Genomic DNA, 23,132 nt, shown 5'->3' with positions numbered 1-23,132 from the left:
ATGAACGTCGTTCGCCGCTTAGCCGTTTTGCTTTTTCTGCTCTCGATCTCTGCCCTCGCCGTCTCGGCTCAATACACGTGGTCGCCCGAGCTTCAGGTCAAGGTCCGGGCGCTTGCATCGCCCGACATTTCGCCTGACGGCAAATGGGTCGCGTATACGGTCAACGATGCAGTGATGGCGGCCGACAAGAGCGAGTTCGTCACCCAGATCTGGATGGCGACGACCGACGGCAGTCAGAACTATCAGCTGACATTCGGCGAAAGATCGTCGACCAATCCGAAGTTCTCGCCTGACGGCACGATGATCGCTTTCACGTCGAACCGAAAGGATAACCGCAACTATCTTTATGTGATGCGTCTCTCGGGCGGCGAGCCTGAGCAGGTGACCGAGATCAAATCGAGCGTCGCTAACTTCGAATGGTCGCCTGACGGGAAGTCGTTCGCCTTCACGATGACCGATCCGAAGACCGACGATGAGGAAAAGAACGACAAGGGCCGGAACGACTTTCGCTGGATAGATGAGAACGTCAAGCTCGCCAGGCTTTATCACGTACCTCTCGCCAAAGGCGCCGGCGGCAAACGCGAGATAAGAAAGCTTACTGCCGTTGACCGTCATGTCACCGGTTTCGATTGGTCGCCCGACGGCAGGCGGATCGTGTTTGCCCATGTAAGTTCGCCGGTCGTCGACCATTGGCCGACGTCCGATCTCTCGATCGTCGATGTTGCCACCGCGACGGTCTCGACGCTTGCGGCGACCGCGGCGGCCGAGGCCGCTCCGAGCTTTTCGCCGGACGGAAACTGGGTCGCTGCGTCGGTCAGCGATGTTCCGGTCAGATGGGCGCAGAGCAACCGGCTCGCGGTCTATCCCGCCGCCGGCGGTGCACCCAGGTTGATGGCCGCGAGTTTTGACGGCGGACCAAATGTCATCGGGTGGACCCCTGACGGATCGAAAATAATGTTCTTCGAACCAAAGGGAACCGGGACATCGATGTATGAGGCGACCGTCGCGACCGGTGCCGTCCGTGATGTCCAGAATTCCGATGCGGTCATCTCGTCGGTTTTTGTGAACAAAAACGCCGACCTTTTTGCCTTCGTTAGCCAAAGGGACGATTCGCCGCCCGAGCTGCATGTCGTCCGATCAGGCGCGTCGACGACGACCGTTGTTTCGAATGCAAATGCCGACCACGCCCGCTACACCCATCCGAAGACCGACGTCGTTAAGTGGAAGAGCAAAGACGGCCGCGAGATCGAGGGCCTGCTGACTTATCCGATCGGATATACGGCGGGCACGAAAGTGCCGCTCATCCTGAACATCCACGGCGGCCCGGCGGGCGTCTTTCAGCGCAGCTATGTCGGCGGACGAGGAGTCTATCCGCTGGCATCCCTTGCGGCAAAGGGCTACGCGATACTGCGGCCTAATCCGCGAGGATCGAGCGGATACGGCGTCGCCTTTCGCCAGGCGAACATCAAGGATTGGGGCGGAATGGACTACGAAGATCTGATGACCGGTGTCGACCACGTGATCGCGATGGGCGTTGGCGATCCTAACCGGCTCGGTGTAATGGGCTGGAGCTACGGCGGCTATATGACGTCGATGATCATCACAAAGACCAACCGTTTCAAGGCCGCTTCGTCAGGTGCTCCGGTGACCAACCTGATGAGCTTTAACGGAACGGCCGACATCCCGTCCTTCGTCCCCGACTATTTCGAATCGGAGTTTTGGGACAACCCCGCGATCTATGCTAAACACTCGGCGATGTTCAATATAAAGAACGCAAGAACGCCGACGCTGATCCAGCACGGCGAGGCCGACGTCCGCGTGCCGATATCGCAGGGCTACGAACTCTACAATGCGCTTAAGCGTCAGGGCGTCCCGACGCGAATGATCGTTCTGCCCCGGATGCCGCACGGCCCGAACGAACCCAAAATGCAGATCGCCGCAATGCAGAGCAATCTGGATTGGTTTGATAAGTATCTGAAGTGATCGACGCGTTTACAATACGGGAGCAGATCGATATTTCTATGAGAATACTTGTCACAGTTTTGCTTGTCGTCTCTTTCGCCGTCACGTCCCTTTCGCAGGGCCAGGGCGGCACCGCCTTCCAAGACTTCGTCCGCGTTCGGGCAAGGACCGTCGTGCTGAAGAACGTTAGGATCATCGATGGGACCGGAGCCGCCCCGAAAGAGAACCAGTCGATCACGCTGACCGGCGACCGCATCGGTTCGATCGGGCCGTCAGAGTCCGTTGCGATCCCGGTGGATGCGCAGGTTATCGACCTTGCCGGCTACACCGTTCTGCCCGGACTCGTCGGGATGCACAATCACATGTTCTTCCCGCAGGGAGGCTCGCCGCAGCATTACTCGAACATGGCGATCAGCTTCCCGCGGCTTTATCTTGCGCTTGGCGTGACGACGATACGGACGACCGGAAGCGTCTCACCTTACAACGACCTCGAGGTCAAACGCCGCATCGACAGCGGGCAGATGCTTGGGCCTAAGATGCACGTCACGGCGCCGTATCTTGAGGGCAAAGGCGCATTCACGCCGGTAATGCGTGAGCTGACCGGCGTCGACGACGCCCGGAGAATGGTGAATTTCTGGGCCGATCAAGGAGCGACGTCGTTCAAGGCCTATATGAACATCACCCGCGACGAACTGCGTGCGGTCGTCGAGGAAGCTCACAAGCGAAACCTCAAGGTCACCGGCCATCTTTGTTCTGTTGGCTACAAGGAAGCGGCCGAGATCGGCATCGATAATCTCGAACACGGACTGCTCGCAAACTCGGAATACGCACCCGACAAGAAACCCGATGTCTGTCCCGAGGGGGCAACGGCAAGCCTTCTGAACCTGGACATCAATGGAGCCGCGGTGCAGGAAACGATCCGCGTACTGGTCGAGAAAAAGGTGGCCATTACGTCGACCCTTCCGGTGTTCGAGGCAATGGCCCCGATCGCTCCGAACGGCATCGGCGCCGCCTCTGCGCTTCTCGATCAGCGAATGCTGAACACGATGTCCGCCGATGCTCGCATTCGTTATCTCTCGTCACGTTCACGCACGCCGGCCAATTCGCCGATGACCGCATTGATACGGAAATCGATGGACTTCGAGCGGGCCTTCGTAAAGGCCGGCGGGCTGCTGATGACCGGTCTCGACCCGACCGGAAACGGCGGTGTTGTCGCTGGTTTTGGCGATCTGCGGGCGGTTGAACTGCTTGTCGAGGCGGGATTTACGCCGGTAGAGGCGGTCAGGATCGCGAGCCTCAACGGTGCGGTCTTTCTTGGCGAGGATGGCCGGATCGGCTCGGTCGCCGAAGGGAAGATGGCTGACCTCGTGGTCGTAAAAGGCAACCCGTCTGCCAGGATCAGCGACATCAGGAACGTTGAGATCGTCTTCAAGAACGGCGTCGGTTACGACACCGAGAAGCTGATCCAATCAGTGCAGGGTCTGGTCGGAACGAGGTAGGCTGCGCCTTCGCATGCCCGTATCGCGGTGAGCCTCAACGGTTGAGTTGATCGGCCGTCGCGAACATTCGCGTAATGCCAGGCGAGATGGTCTTTTTGGTTATCCACTCCGCAAAGTTCAGGTCGTGATCGTGGCCCGGAAAAACGAACTCACTGAGATTGCGTTTTCCCGCTCTGTCAAAACTCGCTCGGAGTTCTGCAACGGCGTCGGACCGGCAGTTGGCATCCGACTCACCGTGAAAGACGTAGATCGGCAGTTTAAGCCGAAGCAGTCGCGTCCTATTCGCTTCGAGTTTATCGTGTTCACGGAGCCAGTCGATCGAAACACGAAAATAGTTTTTCCAGATCCATTCTTCGTCGCCCTTTGCTATCGCGTCGGTTATCAGCTTGTACCTCGGTGCCTGGATCAACCCAAAGTCCTTGATCGTGATCGCATCGTCCTTATCGATATCGATCTGTTCGAACCTGGCATTCTGCAGACGGCGCGTTCGATAGTCGGCAACGTTCTTTTCCGTCGATTCGTATTCGGCCCGGCTGATGGTGCCGTCTTTGTCGGCGTCGAACGCCGCCCTTAAGTTGACCATCGCCGAGCCTCCCGAGTTCTGCCATTTGATCACCTCGGTCATGTTGTCATGAACGTAGCCGGCCAGGAATAAAGCATGTATCTTGTTGCGGCGGTCTTCGGCGGCCATCGCCGCGAGGATCGTTCCTTCGCTCCATCCGAGCAGAATGACCCTTGCCTTTTTCAATCGCTTATCGGATCGCAGCGACTTTATGAACGTAGCAAGGTCCCTGACCTCAACTGAAGGCACGACTCTTTTGAATTTCACACGGTCGACGGTCTCGAACGGCGGTTCTTCGGCGAGGCCCATTCCCCGCTTGTTGTACGAAAAGAAAGCAATGCCGCGTTTATTGAACTCATCGGCAAAATGATCGAAATAATTAAAAGCGAACTGTTTGGTGCCGCGGCGGTTGAGGTACGTCGACGGCCCCGTCCCGTGAACATAGATGACCAGCGTTCTGATCTTGGCTTGAGCGGCCGGAAGACTCAAACGGCCCTCGACCGTTTCGCCGTCGAACAGCGAAAACTTGATGATCTCACCGCCCAGGGCCGCCGAGGCTGCGATAAGCAACGTCGCGGCCGCCGCGGCCGAACGAACAAAAGCGCCGATCGTCATTTCATTTCTTACCCAGGTCGACCGCGCGCTTATACGCGGCGTAGACGGCTTTTGACAACACGGTCCGCAGCGTGCCTTTTTCCATTTGATAAATTGCCTCCGCCGATGTGCCGCCCGGCGAGGTGACCATGTTGCGGAGTTCGGCCGGATGCTTGTGCGATTCCATCGCGAACTTTACGGAACCGAGCATCGTTTCCTGCACCAGTTCTTTCGCCATGTCACGCGAAAACCCGAGGTGCACGCCCGCATCCGTCAGCGCTTCCATCACCATAAATATATATGTTGGCCCGGTGGCCGAAAGCGATGTAGCCATGTCGATCATGTTCTCGGTCTCGACAAAAAGCTCTTTGCCGAGGGCCGAGAGTATCTGGCGTACATGCCCGCGATCCTGATCACCGACCGCCTCGGTACAGGTCCATGCCGTAATGCCTGCGCCGATCTGCGACGGCGTGTTCGGCATCGCCCGAACGACCTTTGCCGTCCCAAGCTCTTCGGCCAGTTTTTCGATCCTTGCACCGGCGATGATCGAAACCACAAGGTCGTTCGGATGCAGAACGCCCTCAAGGTCAGATAACACTTTCGCCAGCCTCTGAGGCTTTACGCAGAGAACGATCACCGAGTTCTCATTTTCCGCGACGGCCTTTGCCGCTTCCGCATTGCTTGCGTAAGCGGCGATGCCGTATTTTTCCGTCAGCTCGTCGCGGCGGCCTTCGCGCGGGTGGCTCGCCGAGATGTTCTTCGGCTCGACGATGCCTTTCTTCAAAAGTCCGGCCAGCATCGATTCGCCCATCACGCCGCAGCCGATAAATGCCAACCCCAGATCTTTACTTAGTTCGCTCATCGTTCTTTCGCCCCCGGATATATCTTTCGGTAGAATGGCATTTTCGATTCTACCTTTACGTCTTCTGTTTTACGGAATGGAAATATGATCAAGTTCAAGGCTTCAGATAAAAAAAACGACGCGGACGCTGTCTGGGCGATAATTGAGCCGGTGATCGAGGCGGGCGACACTTACACCTTTGCACCCGGAACTTCGCGGGAAGAGTTGCTGAATTGGTGGTTCGCAGACGGCCATCATTGCTACACCGCAGAGAACGAAAGCGGCGAAGTTCTCGGCATTTTCTGGCTTCGAAAGAATCAGCCCGGGCTCGGCGATCACGTTTGCAACGCCGCGTATATGGTCTCGCCCGCGGCTCACGGCAGAGGTGTCGGCCGACAGATGGCGGAATTCTCGCTCGACGAGGCTCGCCGGCTTGGCTTTACCGCGATGCAGTTCAACTTCGTCGTTGCGTCGAACACGGCGGCGGTCCGTCTCTGGAGATCGGTCGGCATGGAGATCATCGGCACGATCCCCGACGCCTTTCGCCACCAACAAAACGGCCTGACGGATGCCTATATTATGTATCGTAAGCTATAATTACGGCTTTCGATATGACCATCGACGAACAATTGGAATTTCTCAAAAAAGGGACAGTTGACCTGATCCGCGACGACGATCTGCGCAAAAAGCTTGAGCGGGCGGCAAAGACCGGCAAGCCGCTGCGCGTAAAGCTCGGCCTTGATCCAACGGCGCCTGACATTCATGTCGGCCACACGGTCGTCATCCGCAAGCTGAAGGCGTTTCAGGACCTCGGGCATACGGTCATTTTTCTGATCGGCGATTTTACGGGCATGATCGGCGATCCCTCGGGAAAGAACGTAACGCGGCCGCCGCTTTCGCGTGAAGAAGTAAACGCCAACGCCGAGACATACAAACGGCAGATGTTCAAGCTGCTCGACCCCGATAGGACCGAGCTTCGATTCAACGGCGAATGGATGGACAAATTTAACGCCGCCGATTTCGTCAAGCTATGCGCCAGGACGACCGTCAAACAGATACTCGAACGCGACGATTTTACCAAACGCCTTAATGAGGAAAAGCCGATCTCGCTCCACGAGCTGCTCTATCCGCTCGTGCAGGGTTACGATTCCGTTGCGCTCGGATCCGATATCGAACTCGGCGGCACCGACCAGAAATTCAATCTACTGATGGGACGCGATCTGCAGCGTGAATTCGGCCAGGAACCGCAGGTGGTCATCACGACTCCGCTGCTCGAGGGCCTCGACGGCGTGCAGAAAATGTCGAAATCGCTTAACAACTACATCGGCATTGATGAGCCGCCGGACGAGATGTTCGGCAAGGTGATGTCCATCTCCGACGATCTGATGTGGCGCTACTACGAACTGCTGACCGACCTTGCACCCGCTCAGATCGCATCGCTCCGCGACAGATGCGGATCGGGCGACGAGAATCCGCGAAACGCCAAGGCCGCGCTTGCAAAACTCATCATCAAAGACTTTCACTCAGCGGCGGAAGCCGATGCCGCCGAGGACGAATTTACACGCCGGTTCGTGCAAAAGGAAGTTCCCGATGATATCGAGGAAAAAGCAATTGACGCTGGTACTTACCGTCTGGCGGACCTCATTGCGGAGAGCGGCCTTGCAGCCTCGAAAGGCGAGGCTAAACGCCTGATCGAACAGGGAGGCGTCAAGGTCGACGGCGAAAAAGCTACGAACCCCGGAGCAGAAATGGTCGTAACCGATAGCGAGATGCTGATCCAGGTGGGTAAACGCAAGTTTGTTAAATTGATTGGAAAACAGTGATCGAAGCGGTATAATCCAACATCTGAGAAAATGCTGAGAACGCCGCGAGCAAAACGAGTACGATTGACTGACCGCATCAATACGATGATCGCGGCCGACCAGCCGCTTCGTTCCCTCGCCGGCAACCTTTCAAAGGTCGCCCGCTATGCGATCGACGAAGCCGCGAGCCTTTCGCTCGAGCGCGTCGAGATCAAACTGCCGCGGCTGCCGAAAAAGCTCGACGGATTCAAGGTCATTCATCTTTCGGATATTCATCACAGCCCGTTCACCGGACTCGACCACATCGAACGAACCGTTAAGATCGCAAATCGCCTGAAACCCGATATGTTCGTTTTGACGGGCGACTACGTTTCGCATGACGCCAAATATATCGGGCCGGTCGCCGAGGTCCTCGGCCGCCTCGAGGCCGAGTTCGGAACGCACGCGTGTCTTGGCAATCACGATCATTGGACCGACGCCGAACTTGTCACGCGTTCGCTCAAAGATGCGGGGATTCAGGTTCTGATAAACGAGGGCCATCGGTTCGAAGCCCGCGGAGCCTCGATCTGGCTGGCCGGTGTCGACGACCATATGGTCGGTAAGACCGATCTTCCGGCGGCCTTAAAGGGTTCGTTTCCCGACGAATTCAAATTGCTGCTCGCGCATAACCCGATCATATTCAGAAAGGCCGTCAGGGCCGCGATCGATCTGACCCTCAGCGGCCATACACACGGCGGACAGGTCAAGGTCCGGACGCGTACACCGAAAGATCGCCTCATCCCGCGCCGCCGGCTTTCGGCCGGGCTGCATCAACGTAAGGATTCGCATATCTATATAACGCGCGGCATCGGGACGGTCGTCCTGCCCGTCCGCTACCAGTGCCCGCCGGAAATAAGCCTCCTCGAGCTGCGCGCCGGATGATCCTCACGATCCCCAATCTCCTCACGTTTCTCCGCATGGCCCTGATACCGGTCTTCGCGAGTTTGCTGTTTTACGGCAACAGCAATTGGGCACTACTGGTCTTTGTGATCGCGGGCGTTTCAGATGGCATCGACGGTTTTGTCGCCCGACGTTTCAAGCAGGAATCCGAGTTGGGAACGATCCTAGACCCGATCGCCGATAAGCTTCTGATGACCACGGCGTTCATCGTGCTGTCTCTGCCCGGCGTGCTCGAACCGGTGAGGTTCTTGCCGGTACCCTTTTGGGTGACCGCCGCCGTCATCGGCCGCGACGTGCTGATCATCACGATCGCTGCGGCGATCAATGTCATCACCGGTTTTCGCGGCTTCAAGCCGTCATGGCTCGGCAAACTCTCTACCTTTGTCCAGGTCGTCGCCGTTACGCTCATCCTGATCGCCGCCGTTACGGGTTATACATTCTACCTTCCAACGGTCTATCTCTTCGTCGTACTTCTTGCCGTGATCTCGGGCATCCACTATATCTTTCAGGTAGCACGGCTGATGAAAGACGAAGAGAAGAACGAGCCCGACGCCGGATCGGCCAGATGATCGCCCACCGGGCCGCATGATTATAAATTGATGGACATACTTTCCTTTCTGGGCTAAATTGTCGGTATGATCCGACGACTGCTTCGCCTTGCCGCGGCCGGAGCAATATATCTGAGCCTTTTGTTCGTAGGTGACGTGTCGGGTCAAAGAGCGCCCGGATCACTGCTTCTTGATGCGCCTGTCATAACGGCGGTCGTTCCCGGCTCGCCGTGTGCGAACGATCAGCCGATGCCCCTCATTGTTCAAGGGTCTAATTTCGCTGCCGGGCTGCATGTGAGCTTGGGTTTTCCTCGAGGCGGGACCGCGGTTTTGCAGGGCGACCGTATTTTGAATGTATCTGCAGCCTCTTTCACCGTCCTTGCCGAATTTCCCGAGTCGGGCAATTACACGCTCCGTGTTCACAATCTTGACGGCGGCGTCTCAGGCGCATTCATCGTATCGGTTCAAAACTGCCTCACAATTTCACAGCTGGCCCCGACGCCTATTTACGCAAGAAGTACTCCGCGGATCGTGACGCTTACGGGCGGCGGCTTCGTTTCGGGCGTTACGGCGCTCATCACGCGTCCGAACGGTTCGGGCTACGGCGTGAGCGGCCCCGACGTCGTTTCGGTCCAGCCCAACGCGGTGCAGGTGAGGCTGATCTTGCCAAATTCCGGAACGTGGCGGATCGTCCTGCGCAACTCGAACGGAGATCTTTCGAATACGCAGAGCTTTTTTGTCGAGACGTCCCCGTCGTTCGATTTTGACGGTGACGGCGCGGCCGATGTTGCGATCTTCAGGCCCGCGGTCGGTGAATGGTGGTATCGCCGAAGCTCTGACGGCCAGGCGGCTGCCGCACAGTTTGGCACGGCGTCCGACATTGTCGTTCCCGGCGATTACACGGGCGACGGCAAGGCCGATATCGCGTTCTTCCGTCCATCTGTTTCGGAATGGTTCATTCTCCGCAGCGATGACGGCTCGTTCTATTCGTTCCCGTTCGGCAGCGTCGGCGACATTCCGGTCGCAGGCGATTTTGATAGCGACGGCAAGGCCGATACTGCGGTTTTCAGGCCGACGACCGGAACATTTATCATTATCCGGTCGTCCGATCTGGCGGCGATCTTCATCCCGTTCGGACAGAACGGCGATCGTCCGCTGACGGGCGATTTCGACGGCGACGGCATCGTTGACGTAGCCGTGTTCAGACCGTCGACCTCGGAATGGTGGATCCGCGGCAGCATCGGCGGGATCATCATCTTTGCATTCGGGTCGCCGGGCGACCTCGTCTTTGCCGGCGATTTTTCAGGCGGCGGCATGGCCGATGCAGCATTTTTCCGTCCCTCGACCGGCGAATGGTTCATTGTCCGGAGCGAGAATTCGACGTTCTATTCGTTCCCGTTCGGGGCGGCGGGCGACGTTCCCGTGCCGGCCGACTATGACGGCGACGGTACGACCGACGCTGCGGTCTTTCGCCCATCGTCGGCGACGTGGTTCATGCTCGGCTCGATCTCGGGCACTCAGATCATACCGTTCGGCATTGCATCTGACCGTCCTATTCCGAACGCCTTTGTAAGGTAAATGCCCGGCGGACGTCGTTCATTATTTTCAGCCAAAAGGCGCGTTCAAGATTATTTTGTCTTGGTTAGGATCAATAATCCGCTTTACTTATCACGGAACTTCCCTTAATGGTGTTCATCGCTAGGAGGTAAGAATGTCACGTTACTTTATCGGTGTTGTTCTATCGTTGCTCATCGGGCTTTTGGCGATCGGGTTCTTTCTCGATCTTCCGCGTCCGGTGACCGCCCTCGTCGCTGACGATCAGGTGCAGGTCATCGAACCAGCCGGCGGCGGTGAGTTCAAATTTCAGCCCAGAGATGAGATCAGCGATGCCGACCGCAGATTGATCCAGGCCGAGATCGCGCGAAACACTGCCCGGCTCGAAAAAGAAGGCAAGCTTGCTCCGGCAGTCCCGCTTGACGTTCCGCTTTCGTGGCCTATCGCGAAGGCTCCGGGAGTTTTGGATTTCAACGTGATCGGCATCTCGAACTTCGTCGATCATAACGCGGCATTCCCGAACCAGCTGCAGGATTACAACTGCGGAACCCGAACTTACGACCTAAGCTCGGGCTACAACCACAAAGGCATCGATATCTTCACGTGGCCCTTCGGCTGGAACAAGATGGATAACAACGAGGTCGTCATCGTTGCATCCGCACCCGGCACGATCATTTCCAAGACTGATGGCAATTTCGACCGCAGCTGCGCGATCGGCAGCGGGCAGTGGAACGCGGTCTACGTTCGCCACGCTGACAATTCGGTCGCGTGGTACGGACATATGAAGAGCGGCTCGACAACCTCAAAGGCGGTCGGTGCAACAGTTGCCGCAGGCGAGTATCTCGGCGTTGTCGGAAGTTCCGGAAGTTCTACGGGCCCGCACCTTCACTTCGAACTTTATGGCGGCGACAACCTGCTTAAAGATCCCTATTCGGGTCCGTGCAACAGCATGAACACAGCTTCGTGGTGGGCCGCGCAGGAAGCATATCGCGTTCCGAAGATAAACCGGCTGATGACCGGATCGGCAGGGCCTACTTTCCCGACCTGCCCGACGCCTGAGGTAACGAACGAGAAGCGGATATTCAAGCGAGGCGATGCGTTGACGACCTCGGCCTATTACCGCGACCAGACGACGGGCCATGTTACCCAGTTCGCATTGCTCCGGCCGGACGGCTCGACCCACAGCAACTGGCAGCATACAAGCCCAAATACTTACAACGCATCGTATTGGTTCTGGAGCTGGACCATTCCCGCAAATGCACGCGGTGGGCAATGGAAGTTCAGAGCAACCTACCAAACGGTGCAATATGAGATGCCGTTTACAGTGGTCGGCGGGCCGCCGTTCGACTTCGACGGTGATGGGAAGACGGATGTCGGTATCTTTCGTCCGGGCCCGGCTGAGTGGTGGTATCGGAGAAGCTCTGACGGACAGGTCCCGGCATTGCAGTTTGGCACCTCTACCGACGCGATCGCACCGGTCGATTACACCGGCGACGGAAAGTCGGATGTGGCGTTCTTCCGTCCGACCACGGGCGAGTGGTTCATCCTGAGATCTGAGGACGGATCGTTCTATTCGTTCCCGTTCGGCGGAGCGGGCGACACACCCGTCCCGGCGGACTACGACGGCGACGGCAAGGGCGATGTCGCGGTCTTCCGTTCGACCAACAACACATGGTACATCCAGCGTTCGTCCGACCTCGGGGTCTCGATCATCACCTTTGGAGCCTCGGGCGACCTGCCGGTGACGGCCGACTATGACGGCGACGGCAAGTCGGACATCGGCATCTTTCGTCCGGGCCCGGGCGAATGGTGGTATCTGCGGTCGTCTGACGGCGGCAACCGTGCTTTCCAGTTCGGGACATCGACCGACAAGACTGTGGTCGGCGACTACACGGGCGACGGCAAGGCAGACGCCGCGTTCTTCAGGCCGACGACCGGTGAATGGTTCATCCTGAGATCGGAAGACGGGTCGTTCTACTCGTTCCCGTTCGGCGGAGCAGGCGACACGCCCGTTCCCGGCGACTACGACGGCGACGGAAAGACGGACGCCGCGGTCTTCAGGCCGTCATCGGCGACGTGGTTCATGCTCGGCTCGACCTCGGGCACGCAGATCATCCCGTTCGGTGCCGCCACCGACCGCCCGATCCCGAATGCGTTCGTCAGATAAGTTGTCGTCATTAACGGCATAGTTCTGCAGGCATAAAAAATGAGCGGCTTCGCATTTCGATATGCGGAGCCGTTCTGCTTTTTATCCCAACGATCATCAGATATTTCAAGCGGACACGAAGCTTTCTGTTGCGTATCCAAACAAACTGATATATAAGTCTTCCGAATTATCCGATTCACTGATCCGTACGCTTGCCCGATCAAGTTTTGTGCCCTTTCCGGAGGGTTAAGCAAAATGATCGCGGCGGCGTGTCTAATATATGAACGTGCCGGGGCATATAAGCAGATCCATAGAGCCGATGAACAGGAGACGATCAAATGGCCAAATACAGAATGTACGCATACGCCCACATGAACGACACCAAGGTCATCCAGATAGTGTCGTTGGGCGATCTCCACACAAAGATCACTGAAACGACGAAAGTAGAACCCGGCGTCATCTCATCGCTGATCACCATTTTCGAAAAAGGCAAGAAACCATTCCCGCTCGAATTCGTTTGGGTGCCCGACAAGCACATTCCGCCGTCATTCACCAACGCGGTCAAGCCGGGAACCGACTTTTCGCTCGATCTTCGGCTTCGGATCGCGGACGACAGTTCGAACGAAAGCACTCGTTTCGACCTTGAATTTGCCCAGTGCAAGCTTATCCGGTCGACCAAGCTCGGAAACAAGGTAAAGGTCGAGGCCTCGTGTAACTATTTCAGGGCATCGTCGTAGGCGGGGCAAAAGATCGGCCGCTTTCGCATTCCGCAAAAACAGTGAGCGTGGGTCGGCACCGTGTATTTCCGTGCGGATTCACGCGGCCGAGCGTCGGCGGATCACCTCGTTGAGCTCGGCAACGATCGGATGATCTCGCGAACCAAGGAACTGCAGCGGCGGGACGAAGACTATCTTGTCGCCGTAAGGGTGGTTTGGCTTAAGGCGGATGGTGATCGGATACGGCTTGAACCAGCGGCTCTGCGTTACGGCCGTCGCGTCGCCGATAGATATTTTTGTCTCGCCCGGGCCGCCCGTTCCGACGTAGAGCGACTCGCCGTCGAAACTGACGTGTTTTAGCCGCGAGCCGAGCACGAAAAGCGCCGCGACCACCGCCGCCGAAAACACAGCGATGCCGGCCAAAACCAGCTTCGGCACCGTCGCGGCCCCGAACGCCAGATACAAAAGCATTGCGGCCGACAACACCGCCGCAACGACCGGCGTGATCACCTTATGAAACACCGTCAATTGCGATGAGATCCGTTCACGCATCCCCGACATTCTACCACGCCGGCAATACCGTCCCCGGCTTATTTCAACGACATCGATCCGGGCTTGTGAGTCGGGTCGGGCTGTAGCCCAACTATCTCGACCTGCCCATTCCGAAATGGAATCCAGACCTCGCGTAAACAACCATCTTGCTCCCGGAGGCGACGATAGCCGTTTTACCGCGTTTCGCGGCAAATAGCCACGCCGTTCACGGCGTGGATGATGTTGCGGATCACTAAAGAGGGCGTTTTAACGTCCTTACACTGCTCGGCTTCAGCCATCACCGGAATCATCGCCGGTAAATCGTTCCAGTCGTTCTTGTATCGTGCTGCGACGATGATGTTCCTTCTGATTGTTTATGTAATCTACAACCCACTGCAGATCTTTAGTCCCAAAGGTCACGATGCCGTATCCGCGTTGCCATTGCAGCGCTTTCGGCTGTACCTCGTGATTGATGTAATGCGAACTTGAGCCTTTCAATTTTCCCACGTAATCCGAGATCAGCAGATTTGGCGGGGCGCTGAGTCCGACGTGAATATGTGTCTCAATTCCACCGATCGCGTGAAGGCGGACCTCAGGCGTTTCCAGAATTCGATGCGTTAGATAGTGATACAGCCGTTCTTCGATCCGTGGCGAAATCATCGGCAAGCTGTTCTTCGTGTGCCAGGTGATGTGGAAATTTATCTCGGAATAGACAGCGTCGGACATAGTTGCCTTTTTGTTTGAGGAGGTAAGGACGTTAAAACGCCCTATGAAATCTTTTATCACTCTAACCACGCCGTCAACGGCGTGGCTATTTGCCCTTCGGGGAGCCGCAGAGCGAATCCAAAAAAGACCTAGTTTATTTGGGTTCTGAGGTCATGTGTTTCGCGCTCCGCATTGAAGAGCTTCTCAACCTTTTCGTAGTTCCAAAACTGAACTTGCTTCTCGATCGGCTTGAATGTTGGTTGCGCCAGAATATTCTTGAATTCATTTTCTCGTCGCGCTGGTCCGACCACGTAAATGTATTTTTCTACATATTCCTGATTCAGACTTCTGCAGCACGTATTGAGTTGCAATTACCGATGATGTATTCGTTGTCGTTAGTAAAAAGATCGACTTGTCGACTGACGTACTCGATCATCTCCGAATCTTGTGTCTATCCTCGTTCTTCTCATTTTGACTTGGATTTCCGCTCTGACCCTGATTCCCCTGCATTTTGGTTTCACCGGAAAAACTGTGGGACAAACCAGCTTGCAAGCAGGTAGAGACCGATGCCTATGAGTATCAGCAGGCCGACGTAATTCGCAAGCGACCATCTCGATACGGAATCAACGACGGGAGAATTGCGAATCCGATGCGGAACCATTCGACCGCACGAATGACAAAACGCGGCGTCGTGAGCGATCCACGAGGAACATTCAGGACACTTCTTCGTCTTATCCCTTTTCATTCTGTTGCATTGATGGCAAAGCAACTGTAGATTTCCGGCCGTAGCTGGAGCACCTTTGCTGAACGGCGTAATGTGATCGAACTCAAGATTGGATGTGCTTCCACACAGTTGGCAACGGCCACGATCTCTTTCAAATACCTCATCTCTGACAGCTTTCGATATGTACCGACCCATACTACGCCTTCATCCATTTTCCATAACTCGAATTGTACTCATATTGAACGACCGTGTTTTCGCATTTCGGGCATAACTTACCGCCCAGAAATTTTGTTCGAACACATCTGACACAAATCTCTCCATGCCTTAAGCATTTATACTTTTCGGAGCTCCAAATCACGCCGCTCGCTTTATAATCGCGTTTGCAGTTCTTACATATAAACGATCCTTTCGGCATCCCACACCTCAATCTTTTTGTACATATTCAATTTTCTTGACTTTCGTTATGTAAAGAGCTATTTCAAACCCCTCGATTCATCCGACACAAAGCCGCAATTGTCGAACGAGTGGAATTATCAGACGCCTCCAACCGCACGGATCCATCTTTCCGACTGATGTCTACCCTCGAAGTATGGGACGAATGAAGTCGAACCTCCAGTTGTGCTATTCTATCACTCTAATACTGTCTGAACTGACGAAATCGCGAGGCGGAAACCATTTTGCGGTTGCTCAATATCGGAGGGTTCGCAAATTCGACTCATATCTCCGCATCGCATTCGTGAACCCGCCGTGCTCATTAACCGATCGCGAAGCACGATACGACCACCCTTTTAGAATCCCTGCTATTCGGGTTTGCCACAACGATCCCATACTCGCCGGCCGCGAGGTCCGTCAGCGTCAAAAGGTAGGATGACACGCCGTATTTCTTTCCGGTGAACCTAATCAGATCCTTTGAGTTTGTCCGACTTTTCATGATTGTGCCGGAATTGTCTTCACCTAACAAAACTGACCTCGATTTCTTCTTTGCTTTGAGCCTATAAATGCTGATTATCGTCAGCGGATCTGAATTATTATCAACGGCTCGAACTACTAGTTGTAGCGGTGAACCTAGCGGGAACCTGCTTTTCGCCTTGCCTCCGGCAACTTCCAGCCAGAAGGCACGAGCGGAGTTTGCGGACCACGAAAAGCCGGAAGTGAGGTCGCCGATTTCCTTGTCTAACTTAGCGAAAGTACCGTCAGTCTTCAGCACGCCTACCTCACCGATATACTCAGGCTCGTTCTCCTGCCCAACGACCGCCGACGCCATTAACATCATCGCGGCGACCAGGATCACTTTTCTCATTCGTCGTACTCCTCCGCGTCTATAAGCACTGTAAACCCCAAAGTTCTTAGTTCGACTCAATCAGCGACGCTCTCATTATAGCATCAAGCAAGGCGAATGATAGGAGGACTTTCCAACCACTGCGCTGAACGTGGGGCGTCATGGGATTTCGAGGGTGAGATAGACATCGATATCAGCTGTTTCGCGATCGGTTAAGCGCCCGAAGTCGCAAATCGGGACGAATTCACGCTAATCACAGTGATTGCTCTACATTTCTCTGAAGGGTGATTTGTGCCGGTATTGAGGGACCGTGGTAAAAGAACTTATAGTCATGTTCATCATCACCAGATCTTTCAAAGGCATAATCCCAACCGACACTTTTCAAACTCCGCCTTACCGTGCCATTCCGTCCCCGAATGTAGTCATCGAAGTGCTCCATACTTTCATTAATAGATTTGGCAAAGTCAAACATATGGTGTTGAAAGAACTCGTCCTTCTTCACTTGATTGCTGGCTATTACGTGAAACCTGTGACTTGGACAAAGGCTCATGACAGCAAAAATGCGTTCGATTACTTCAAATTCGATTGAATGATGAAAAAGATCCGGTACGGCCTGAACTAGAAATCTGCTCGCAGGCTTTATACGAAGGGGGTGTGAGATCGATTCAGAATCTCTTGTGATTCCAGTTTCAAATGGGTTCCAAGTTTTGTAGTGTATCGAATTCATAAATATTCGATGGTGTCTATTCACCTGCACTTTAGAAAGCTACTACGCAAACAATTCAACTAGGCTTTTTCGATTCGAATATTCGAGATTGCGTGTCTCGCCCAATATACGTTTCCTGTCGGCATCCGATAGCGTTTGGAACCATTGCGCACCAACTGTTCGCGTCGGACGTTCTAACCCATCGACGATAGCAATCAACGTACATCGGCAATATTCATTCTCGCAGTCGTTCATCGCTTCAAACAAAACGTGTAGTGGAAATCTCCGTCCGTCCATCGCAATACAAAACGCGCATGATCTTTTTTGCTATGCTGCAACCCATTCCCAACCCATTGAGCAAAATGTGTTTTCCAGAAGTTGGTGTCGAATTTGTTCTCGACGCACTGGATTGAGCTTTTTCAGAAGCTCAGATTGGATCTTGTGGGCTGAAGGTTCTTTTCGTTGATTTCTTCGTAGGGTCACTCTTGCCTCGTCCTTTATGTACTCCCGCAGGATGGTCAGATTGTCGCCGTAGTAAAGGGTGTTCATGGGAAATGTGTCAGTAGCCCGCACGTTAGTAAGGGCTCATCTCGGCCACCATGAGCCCTCCCTCACGGTCGGGCTACCGACACAGGGAGCGGTCATGAAAATACGGCAAATGTATCATCTTCGGGCGGTTTCTGACAAGAAATACCGCAAAAGACACCGACCGTCGCCAATTGTGACAGGGATAACGGGCGAAGGAATACCCTTGGGCGATTATCCCCGTCCGTATCAGGGACCCGGCGTCGGCGGCAATTACTTTGCCTCATCGCGATGCGGTCGGTCAGCGGCCGCCGCGAACCGTTTTCTGGGTTTTTGCGAGGTCGAGTTCGAGGATGCCGGTGTGGTCGAGCGTCGGTTCGGTAAAGACCTGCGTCCCTTCGATCCGGATATTGAAATGCGTGCAGAAAGCAGCGGCGGTTATCGTCCAATAGTTGCCCGGACGCTTGGGCTTTAGCGGGAATGCGTTCTTTGTGTCTTTCGGATCTTTGAGCGGACGCAGCCCGATGATGCCGTATTTCCGATCAAAGCAAAGCTCGACCGCCTTTGGCCGCCCGATCGCCTCGAATGCCGGCCCGTTCAGCAAGATAACGCGTTTATGATTGATGGTCACGCGCGGCTTGTCGCGGTCGGCGCCGTGCGGTTTGCCCTCGAATATCGTCCAATTCCTCATCATCTCTGAAAAAAAACACCTCCGATGCGGAAATGTATCACAGACGGCACATTGTTGCAACAATTGTTTTATCGACGGTCTTGTGTGCTTTTTGCGAATTGGGCGACAGCGGCGACAACGCGACCTTGGATGACCCCGGATCCGCACGCGAAACGGGCGAGACCGCGACCGGAAAGACCATCGGCGAAGCCACGGCACATTGTTTTATCAACCCGCCATTCGGCACCTCTCGCAAGCGGATATCTCGCCATTCGCCCCCTTGATACCGCGTGTCTGCCGCGAATATCATCCGATATCCCGCTATCGGACCGCGCGTTGCCGGCCTCGGTCCGGCCATTCTCCCGAGGCCGAAAACGCGGCGGTCGCTTCGTCAGCGACCGATTTTCGGCAAATTCAGTTTAGCGATCGCGTCTTGCCTGAAAGCCGCTTTGATGCTTTTCGTTCGACAGGTTCGCAGTTCATTCAGGATCGATAGGAGGTTCACATGAGATTAGATGTTATGCACATTATGCAGGAACGGCAGAACAACTGCTGGCACGCCTCGGCCCGTATGCTCTACGGCTATAAGCGAAGCGCCTGCATACATCCGCTTCCGCAGGAATACGACGATGATCAGGGCATCCAGGCCGAGGAATTCATCGATCTCGCCCGCGCAATGGGCCTCGAAACCCTTCCGCAGGTCAATCAGACCTTTAGCTGGCGTTTCATTGACGATAACCTCGCCTCCGTTGGGCCTATCTGGGCAGCCGGACAATGGAATGGCGTTAATCACATCATTGTCGTCAGCGGCGTCGATGAAGACGGGACCCTTTATGTGAATGACCCGGCATTCGGCGCTCCGGTCGTTCGCGATATGGCCTGGTTCAACGCCAGGATCGACAAGAATGTGCCTATTCCGATGATGTATCTCCCATAACCGAACTATCGATCGTTTACCCCGTGCCTTGCCGGATCCCGGCAGGGCTTTTTTTGTTGTGTTTAGGCTGCATTTAGGTTGGAAAATAAACTTGACAATGACACACTCAAGTATTATATTTGCTCCATGCTCAAGTGGTTTTATTAAGGTTATTATTTTGAGCAGAGCAATTTTACAAAAGCGGAGATAAGAGAATGAGCAAAATCATAGGAATCGATCTGGGAACGACGAACTCGGTCGTCGCCGTTATGGAAGGCGGCGAACCGGTCGTTATCACAAACGCCGAAGGCGGCCGCACGACGCCGTCGGTCGTCGCGTTTACCAAGGACGGTAACCGTCTCGTCGGCCAGGTCGCAAAGCGGCAGGCGGTGACGAACCCCGAAAACACGCTTTATTCGATAAAGCGTTTCATGGGCCGCAAGTTCGACGAGGTCCAGGGCGAGGTCAAACAGGTGCCCTACAAGGTCGAAAAAGCCTCGAACGGCGACGTCCGCATCAATGCCGACGGCAAGCAGTACAGCCCGCCTGAGATCGCCGCGATGGTACTGCAGAAGTTGAAACAGTCGGCCGAAGATTATCTTGGTTCGAAGGTCGAAAAGGCGGTAATTACGGTACCAGCATATTTTAACGATGCTCAGCGTCAAGCAACGAAAGACGCCGGCAAGATCGCCGGCCTCGAGGTTCTTCGTATTGTCAACGAACCGACCGCAGCTGCCCTGGCTTACGGCCTCGACAAAAAGAAAGACGAGGTCATCGCCGTATTCGACTTTGGCGGTGGAACTTTCGATATTTCGGTGCTTGAGGTCGGTGAAGGCGTCGTCGAGGTCAAATCGACGAACGGAGACACTCACCTTGGCGGCGATGACGTTGACGAAGTGCTCATCAAATGGATCATAGACGAGTTTAAGAAAGATCAGGGCATCGACCTGACCAGCGATAAGATGGCGCTTCAGCGGCTGAAAGAATCGGCCGAGAAAGCCAAGGTCGAACTTTCGTCTGCGATGGAGACCGAGATCAACCTACCGTTCATCACGGCGGATGCTTCCGGGCCAAAACACCTAGTGATGAAACTGACGCGATCGAAGTTCGAGCAGTTAGCTGAGCCGATCTTGAAACGGCTCATGCCGCCCGTCGAACAGGCGATCAAAGACGCTGGTTTGACCCCGAAGGACATTGAAGAGATCGTTCTCGTGGGTGGTTCGACCCGCATTCCAAGAGTCCAGGAAATGGTCAAGGAATTTTTCGGCAAAGAGCCGAACAAATCGGTTAATCCCGATGAGGTCGTCGCTCTCGGTGCGGCCGTACAGGCAGGCGTTTTGGGCGGTGAGAAGACCGACATTCTGCTTTTGGACGTTACACCGCTCAGCCTCGGCATCGAGACGCTCGGAGGCGTTACTACGCCGATGATCGCGCGTAACACGACGATCCCTACACGCAAGAGCGAGATCTTTTCGACCGCATCCGACAACCAGACGTCGGTCGAGGTTCACGTGCTTCAGGGCGAACGGCCGATGGCCGCTGACAACAAGACGCTCGGCAAGTTTCACCTGGTCGGCATCCCGCCGGCACCTCGCGGTGTGCCGCAAGTGGAGGTCACGTTCGACATCGACGCCAACGGCATCGTGAACGTCTCGGCGAAGGATGTCGGCACCGGCCGCGAGCAGAAGATCACGATCACCGCGACCTCGGGCCTCTCAAAGGACGAGATCGATCGGATGATGAAGGACGCAGAGTCGCACGCCGGCGAAGACGAAAAGAAAAAGGCCGAGATCGAAGCACGAAACCGTTTGGACGGTTTGGTTTACAGCGTCGAGAAGACTTTTTCGGAAAACAAGGAGAAGCTCGATGCCGAGGCGATAGGAGAGGTTGAGGCCGCGATCGCGGAATCGAAATCTGCACTCGCGGGCACCGATACGGATGCGATGAACAACGCGTACGAACGGCTCCAGACCGCTTCGCACAAGATCGCCGAAGTACTCTACAGCCAGGCCGGCAGCGCGACACCGACCGACAGTGGAAATGAGCAGGCATCGTCGGCAACCGCGGGAGCCGACGGCGACAGTGCGTCTGCTTCGTCGGATGACAATGTCATCGATGCCGAATACGTCGACGTTGAAGAAGAAAAGAAGGACTAAGCGTCTTATAAGAACGATAAGGGACGAGGGACGAACTGGAACGAAATTTGCCGATCATCCCTTGTCCCTTTACAATTGTCGCTGATTCGCGATGGCCAAAAAAGATTATTACAAGATCCTTGGGGTAAAAAAAGACGCAAATGCGGACGAGATAAAGAAATCGTACCGCAAGATGGCGCGTAAATTTCACCCTGACGTCAACCCTAACGACAAAACCGCCGAAGAGAAATTTAAAGAAGTACAAGAAGCCTACGATGTTCTCTCGGACGAAAAAAAACGAAAGGTATTCGACCGATTCGGCTATTACAACGACAATTTGGATGCTGAATCACCGTTTGCGTCCGGCGCCGCAAGTGGTACTGGTGCACCGGGTTTTGATTTTTCGGGCTTCGATTTTTCGAGTACGTCGGGCGGCGGTAGCGGATCCAGCTTTCGCGATATTTTCTCTGATCTTTTTGGCGGTGGAGGTGGCGGGGCAGGCGCGCGGCCACAGCCTGAACCGCCGCGGGCGATGCCTAAGAAAGGCCGAGATATCGAAATGCCTTTGGCACTCAGTTTCGAGGAGGCATTTACTGGTCTGACAACCAACATCACGGTAAACCGGTCGGAGCAGTGTTCTCGATGTAACGGAGCGGGTGACACCGGCGGTCCGGTCGTTCAATGCACTACCTGTAAAGGAACGGGACAGGTCATGCGGTCAGGAGGGCGTTTACAGTTCGCCCAGGATTGTGCAGATTGCGGCGGAACCGGTCGACGTCGAACCCCGTGTTCGCTTTGCAGCGGCAAAGGAACAACCCCGAAATCCGAACAAGTGAAAATCAGGATTCCTGCCGGTGTCGATACTGGTTCCCGTGTACGGATTCCAAAGAAAGGCCATGGTGGCAGGCTAGGAGCAGAACCAGGGGATCTCTTTATCCTTACAAATGTCGGAAAACATCCGTTCCTGACACGTAAAGGAGACAACGTCTACGTTTCGGTCCCGATATCGGTTTCAGAAGCTGCATTAGGTGCGAGGATCGAAGTTCCAACAGTCGAAGGAAAAGCTCAACTCAAGATTCCGCCAGGCACAGAGTCTGGGCAAAAGTTTCGACTGCGTGAGCGTGGCTATCCAAGCTTGCGAAATCCATCGTTGCGAGGGGATGAGTTCATTGAGGTAAAGATCGCGCTCCCGAGGGTAATATCCGAAGAGACAAAGGACATCTTGAGACAATTTGAGAAACTTAATCCGGAGAACCCCCGAAATGCAATGGGGTTAGACTGATCCACTAAATGCCTTGAAGAAAGGTCTCGGCAATGTCGACATGAGCCTGTTGCACCCGAATTAAGATGTTTCCGCCGTTTAATTAACGATGAAAAAGCGCGTCAAAACATATACGATCAGTGCCGTCGCGGAAATGTTCGAAATACATCCGCAGACACTGAGGATGTATGAACGTGAGGGGCTACTAAAGCCTTCGCGATCGGTGGGGAATACGCGACTTTATGAGGACTCGGACCTCGAGCGTCTGGAAATAATTCTATCGCTCACGCGCGATCTTGGAGTCAATCTTGCTGGTGTTGAGATAATTCTCAATATGCGGGAAAAAATGGATGCGATGCAGCGTGAGTTCGAGCGTTTTTTTGAATACATCCGCAGTCACGCGAGTGAGATCCCGCGAAGCGGTCAGCAAACAGCTCCTTCGGATGCCCTAATACCCGTTTCGCGAGTCCGCAGAGCCCATTATGCGGAAGTTACGATCGACGACGAGTAAGTCAGG

22 protein-coding genes are annotated in these 23,132 nt (G+C 55.0%); 13 read left to right on the top strand and 9 right to left on the bottom strand.

All coding sequences use genetic code 11. The features are described 5' to 3' along the window. Together IPM28_08885 and IPM28_08880 are read left to right on the top strand one after the other, a co-directional pair. On the top strand, window positions 1–1,983 hold the full coding sequence (locus IPM28_08885; protein ID MBK9173111.1) for a S9 family peptidase: 1,983 nt from the start codon (window positions 1–3) through the stop codon (window positions 1,981–1,983). Window positions 1,984–2,021: 38 nt separating this feature from the next. Further along, the gene (locus IPM28_08880) at window positions 2,022–3,461 is read left to right on the top strand and encodes an amidohydrolase family protein (protein MBK9173110.1); all 1,440 of its coding nucleotides are present in this window, start codon (window positions 2,022–2,024) and stop codon (window positions 3,459–3,461) included. A 34-nt stretch (window positions 3,462–3,495) separates the two neighbouring features. Here the strand turns inward: IPM28_08880 and IPM28_08875 are convergent, their stop codons facing one another. Both IPM28_08875 and IPM28_08870 read right to left on the bottom strand, forming a co-directional pair. Next, window positions 3,496–4,638 (bottom strand): alpha/beta fold hydrolase, encoded by a 1,143-nt coding sequence (locus tag IPM28_08875; GenBank protein ID MBK9173109.1) that lies wholly within the window; start codon window positions 4,636–4,638, stop codon window positions 3,496–3,498. A 1-nt stretch (window position 4,639) separates the two neighbouring features. Beyond that, window positions 4,640–5,479, bottom strand: a complete 840-nt coding sequence (locus tag IPM28_08870) for a pyrroline-5-carboxylate reductase (protein MBK9173108.1) — start codon at window positions 5,477–5,479, stop codon at window positions 4,640–4,642. 84 nt (window positions 5,480–5,563) lie between these two features. Between IPM28_08870 and IPM28_08865 the strand changes: the two genes are divergently transcribed. The 7 genes from IPM28_08865 to IPM28_08835 all read left to right on the top strand — a co-directional run bounded on the left by IPM28_08865 (window position 5,564) and on the right by IPM28_08835 (window position 13,184). Continuing rightward, window positions 5,564–6,055, top strand: coding sequence for a GNAT family N-acetyltransferase (locus IPM28_08865; GenBank protein MBK9173107.1), 492 nt, complete (start codon window positions 5,564–5,566; stop codon window positions 6,053–6,055). A 14-nt stretch (window positions 6,056–6,069) separates the two neighbouring features. Beyond that, window positions 6,070–7,281 (top strand): tyrosine--tRNA ligase, encoded by a 1,212-nt coding sequence (locus IPM28_08860; protein MBK9173106.1) that lies wholly within the window; start codon window positions 6,070–6,072, stop codon window positions 7,279–7,281. Between the two features lie 30 nt (window positions 7,282–7,311). Further along, on the top strand, window positions 7,312–8,181 hold the full coding sequence (locus IPM28_08855) for a metallophosphoesterase (protein ID MBK9173105.1): 870 nt from the start codon (window positions 7,312–7,314) through the stop codon (window positions 8,179–8,181). After that, window positions 8,178–8,768 (top strand): CDP-alcohol phosphatidyltransferase family protein, encoded by a 591-nt coding sequence (locus IPM28_08850; GenBank protein MBK9173104.1) that lies wholly within the window; start codon window positions 8,178–8,180, stop codon window positions 8,766–8,768. The genes IPM28_08855 and IPM28_08850 overlap by 4 nt, the downstream gene beginning before the upstream one ends. A gap of 66 nt (window positions 8,769–8,834) precedes the next feature. Further along, window positions 8,835–10,325: a VCBS repeat-containing protein gene (locus IPM28_08845; GenBank protein ID MBK9173103.1), complete on the top strand. Its 1,491-nt coding sequence runs from the start codon at window positions 8,835–8,837 to the stop codon at window positions 10,323–10,325. Between the two features lie 133 nt (window positions 10,326–10,458). Next, window positions 10,459–12,468, top strand: a complete 2,010-nt coding sequence (locus IPM28_08840) for a VCBS repeat domain-containing M23 family metallopeptidase (GenBank protein ID MBK9173102.1) — start codon at window positions 10,459–10,461, stop codon at window positions 12,466–12,468. Between the two features lie 317 nt (window positions 12,469–12,785). Next, window positions 12,786–13,184 (top strand): hypothetical protein, encoded by a 399-nt coding sequence (locus IPM28_08835; protein ID MBK9173101.1) that lies wholly within the window; start codon window positions 12,786–12,788, stop codon window positions 13,182–13,184. A 78-nt stretch (window positions 13,185–13,262) separates the two neighbouring features. On the opposite strand, the gene IPM28_08830 is transcribed toward IPM28_08835, so the two are convergent. The 7 genes from IPM28_08830 to IPM28_08800 form a co-directional block, all read right to left on the bottom strand. Continuing rightward, window positions 13,263–13,715 carry a hypothetical protein gene (locus tag IPM28_08830; GenBank protein ID MBK9173100.1) on the bottom strand — a complete coding sequence of 151 codons (453 nt, stop codon included), beginning with the start codon at window positions 13,713–13,715 and terminating at the stop codon, window positions 13,263–13,265. Window positions 13,716–13,985: 270 nt separating this feature from the next. Then, a complete protein-coding gene (tnpA, locus tag IPM28_08825; protein ID MBK9173099.1) occupies window positions 13,986–14,420 on the bottom strand; it encodes an IS200/IS605 family transposase in 435 nt (144 codons plus the stop codon). Window positions 14,421–14,916: 496 nt separating this feature from the next. Then, window positions 14,917–15,318: an HNH endonuclease gene (locus tag IPM28_08820; protein MBK9173098.1), complete on the bottom strand. Its 402-nt coding sequence runs from the start codon at window positions 15,316–15,318 to the stop codon at window positions 14,917–14,919. Window positions 15,319–15,877: 559 nt separating this feature from the next. Continuing rightward, the gene (locus IPM28_08815) at window positions 15,878–16,423 is read right to left on the bottom strand and encodes a hypothetical protein (protein MBK9173097.1); all 546 of its coding nucleotides are present in this window, start codon (window positions 16,421–16,423) and stop codon (window positions 15,878–15,880) included. 232 nt (window positions 16,424–16,655) lie between these two features. After that, entirely contained in the window at window positions 16,656–17,129 is a 474-nt protein-coding gene (locus IPM28_08810; GenBank protein MBK9173096.1) for a DUF5131 family protein, read from the bottom strand. A gap of 805 nt (window positions 17,130–17,934) precedes the next feature. After that, window positions 17,935–18,327 carry a hypothetical protein gene (locus tag IPM28_08805; protein MBK9173095.1) on the bottom strand — a complete coding sequence of 131 codons (393 nt, stop codon included), beginning with the start codon at window positions 18,325–18,327 and terminating at the stop codon, window positions 17,935–17,937. 34 nt (window positions 18,328–18,361) lie between these two features. Continuing rightward, window positions 18,362–18,613, bottom strand: a complete 252-nt coding sequence (locus IPM28_08800; protein MBK9173094.1) for a hypothetical protein — start codon at window positions 18,611–18,613, stop codon at window positions 18,362–18,364. 195 nt (window positions 18,614–18,808) lie between these two features. Between IPM28_08800 and IPM28_08795 the strand changes: the two genes are divergently transcribed. From IPM28_08795 to IPM28_08780, 4 genes are all read left to right on the top strand, one after another. Continuing rightward, window positions 18,809–19,240: a C39 family peptidase gene (locus tag IPM28_08795; GenBank protein MBK9173093.1), complete on the top strand. Its 432-nt coding sequence runs from the start codon at window positions 18,809–18,811 to the stop codon at window positions 19,238–19,240. Window positions 19,241–19,434: 194 nt separating this feature from the next. Continuing rightward, entirely contained in the window at window positions 19,435–21,375 is a 1,941-nt protein-coding gene (gene dnaK / locus IPM28_08790; protein ID MBK9173092.1) for a molecular chaperone DnaK, read from the top strand. Between the two features lie 91 nt (window positions 21,376–21,466). Beyond that, window positions 21,467–22,636 (top strand): molecular chaperone DnaJ, encoded by a 1,170-nt coding sequence (gene dnaJ, locus IPM28_08785; GenBank protein MBK9173091.1) that lies wholly within the window; start codon window positions 21,467–21,469, stop codon window positions 22,634–22,636. An 88-nt stretch (window positions 22,637–22,724) separates the two neighbouring features. After that, a complete protein-coding gene (locus IPM28_08780) occupies window positions 22,725–23,126 on the top strand; it encodes a helix-turn-helix transcriptional regulator (GenBank protein ID MBK9173090.1) in 402 nt (133 codons plus the stop codon). Window positions 23,127–23,132 lie beyond the last annotated feature (6 nt).

The organism is Chloracidobacterium sp., assembly GCA_016716305.1.
In the GTDB taxonomy this organism is placed as follows: Bacteria; Acidobacteriota; Blastocatellia; order Pyrinomonadales; family Pyrinomonadaceae; genus OLB17.
Note: the sequence above shows the minus strand (reverse complement) of the source record. Positions and strands in the feature narration are given on the sequence as shown.

Bases quoted from the DNA above. Each gene is read 5' to 3' on its own strand.
- IPM28_08885 (MBK9173111.1), top strand. From the start codon at position 1: ATGAACGTCGTTCGCCGCTTAGCCGTTTTGCTTTTTCTGCTCTCGATC.
- IPM28_08880 (MBK9173110.1), top strand. From the start codon at position 2,022: ATGAGAATACTTGTCACAGTTTTGCTTGTCGTCTCTTTCGCCGTCACG.
- IPM28_08875 (MBK9173109.1), bottom strand. From the start codon at position 4,638: ATGACGATCGGCGCTTTTGTTCGTTCGGCCGCGGCGGCCGCGACGTTG.
- IPM28_08870 (MBK9173108.1), bottom strand. From the start codon at position 5,479: ATGAGCGAACTAAGTAAAGATCTGGGGTTGGCATTTATCGGCTGCGGC.
- IPM28_08865 (MBK9173107.1), top strand. From the start codon at position 5,564: ATGATCAAGTTCAAGGCTTCAGATAAAAAAAACGACGCGGACGCTGTC.
- IPM28_08860 (MBK9173106.1), top strand. From the start codon at position 6,070: ATGACCATCGACGAACAATTGGAATTTCTCAAAAAAGGGACAGTTGAC.
- IPM28_08855 (MBK9173105.1), top strand. From the start codon at position 7,312: ATGCTGAGAACGCCGCGAGCAAAACGAGTACGATTGACTGACCGCATC.
- IPM28_08850 (MBK9173104.1), top strand. From the start codon at position 8,178: ATGATCCTCACGATCCCCAATCTCCTCACGTTTCTCCGCATGGCCCTG.
- IPM28_08845 (MBK9173103.1), top strand. From the start codon at position 8,835: ATGATCCGACGACTGCTTCGCCTTGCCGCGGCCGGAGCAATATATCTG.
- IPM28_08840 (MBK9173102.1), top strand. From the start codon at position 10,459: ATGTCACGTTACTTTATCGGTGTTGTTCTATCGTTGCTCATCGGGCTT.
- IPM28_08835 (MBK9173101.1), top strand. From the start codon at position 12,786: ATGGCCAAATACAGAATGTACGCATACGCCCACATGAACGACACCAAG.
- IPM28_08830 (MBK9173100.1), bottom strand. From the start codon at position 13,715: ATGCGTGAACGGATCTCATCGCAATTGACGGTGTTTCATAAGGTGATC.
- tnpA (MBK9173099.1), bottom strand. From the start codon at position 14,420: ATGTCCGACGCTGTCTATTCCGAGATAAATTTCCACATCACCTGGCAC.
- IPM28_08820 (MBK9173098.1), bottom strand. From the start codon at position 15,318: ATGGGTCGGTACATATCGAAAGCTGTCAGAGATGAGGTATTTGAAAGA.
- IPM28_08815 (MBK9173097.1), bottom strand. From the start codon at position 16,423: ATGAGAAAAGTGATCCTGGTCGCCGCGATGATGTTAATGGCGTCGGCG.
- IPM28_08810 (MBK9173096.1), bottom strand. From the start codon at position 17,129: ATGAATTCGATACACTACAAAACTTGGAACCCATTTGAAACTGGAATC.
- IPM28_08805 (MBK9173095.1), bottom strand. From the start codon at position 18,327: ATGATGAGGAATTGGACGATATTCGAGGGCAAACCGCACGGCGCCGAC.
- IPM28_08800 (MBK9173094.1), bottom strand. From the start codon at position 18,613: ATGATATTCGCGGCAGACACGCGGTATCAAGGGGGCGAATGGCGAGAT.
- IPM28_08795 (MBK9173093.1), top strand. From the start codon at position 18,809: ATGAGATTAGATGTTATGCACATTATGCAGGAACGGCAGAACAACTGC.
- dnaK (MBK9173092.1), top strand. From the start codon at position 19,435: ATGAGCAAAATCATAGGAATCGATCTGGGAACGACGAACTCGGTCGTC.
- dnaJ (MBK9173091.1), top strand. From the start codon at position 21,467: ATGGCCAAAAAAGATTATTACAAGATCCTTGGGGTAAAAAAAGACGCA.
- IPM28_08780 (MBK9173090.1), top strand. From the start codon at position 22,725: ATGAAAAAGCGCGTCAAAACATATACGATCAGTGCCGTCGCGGAAATG.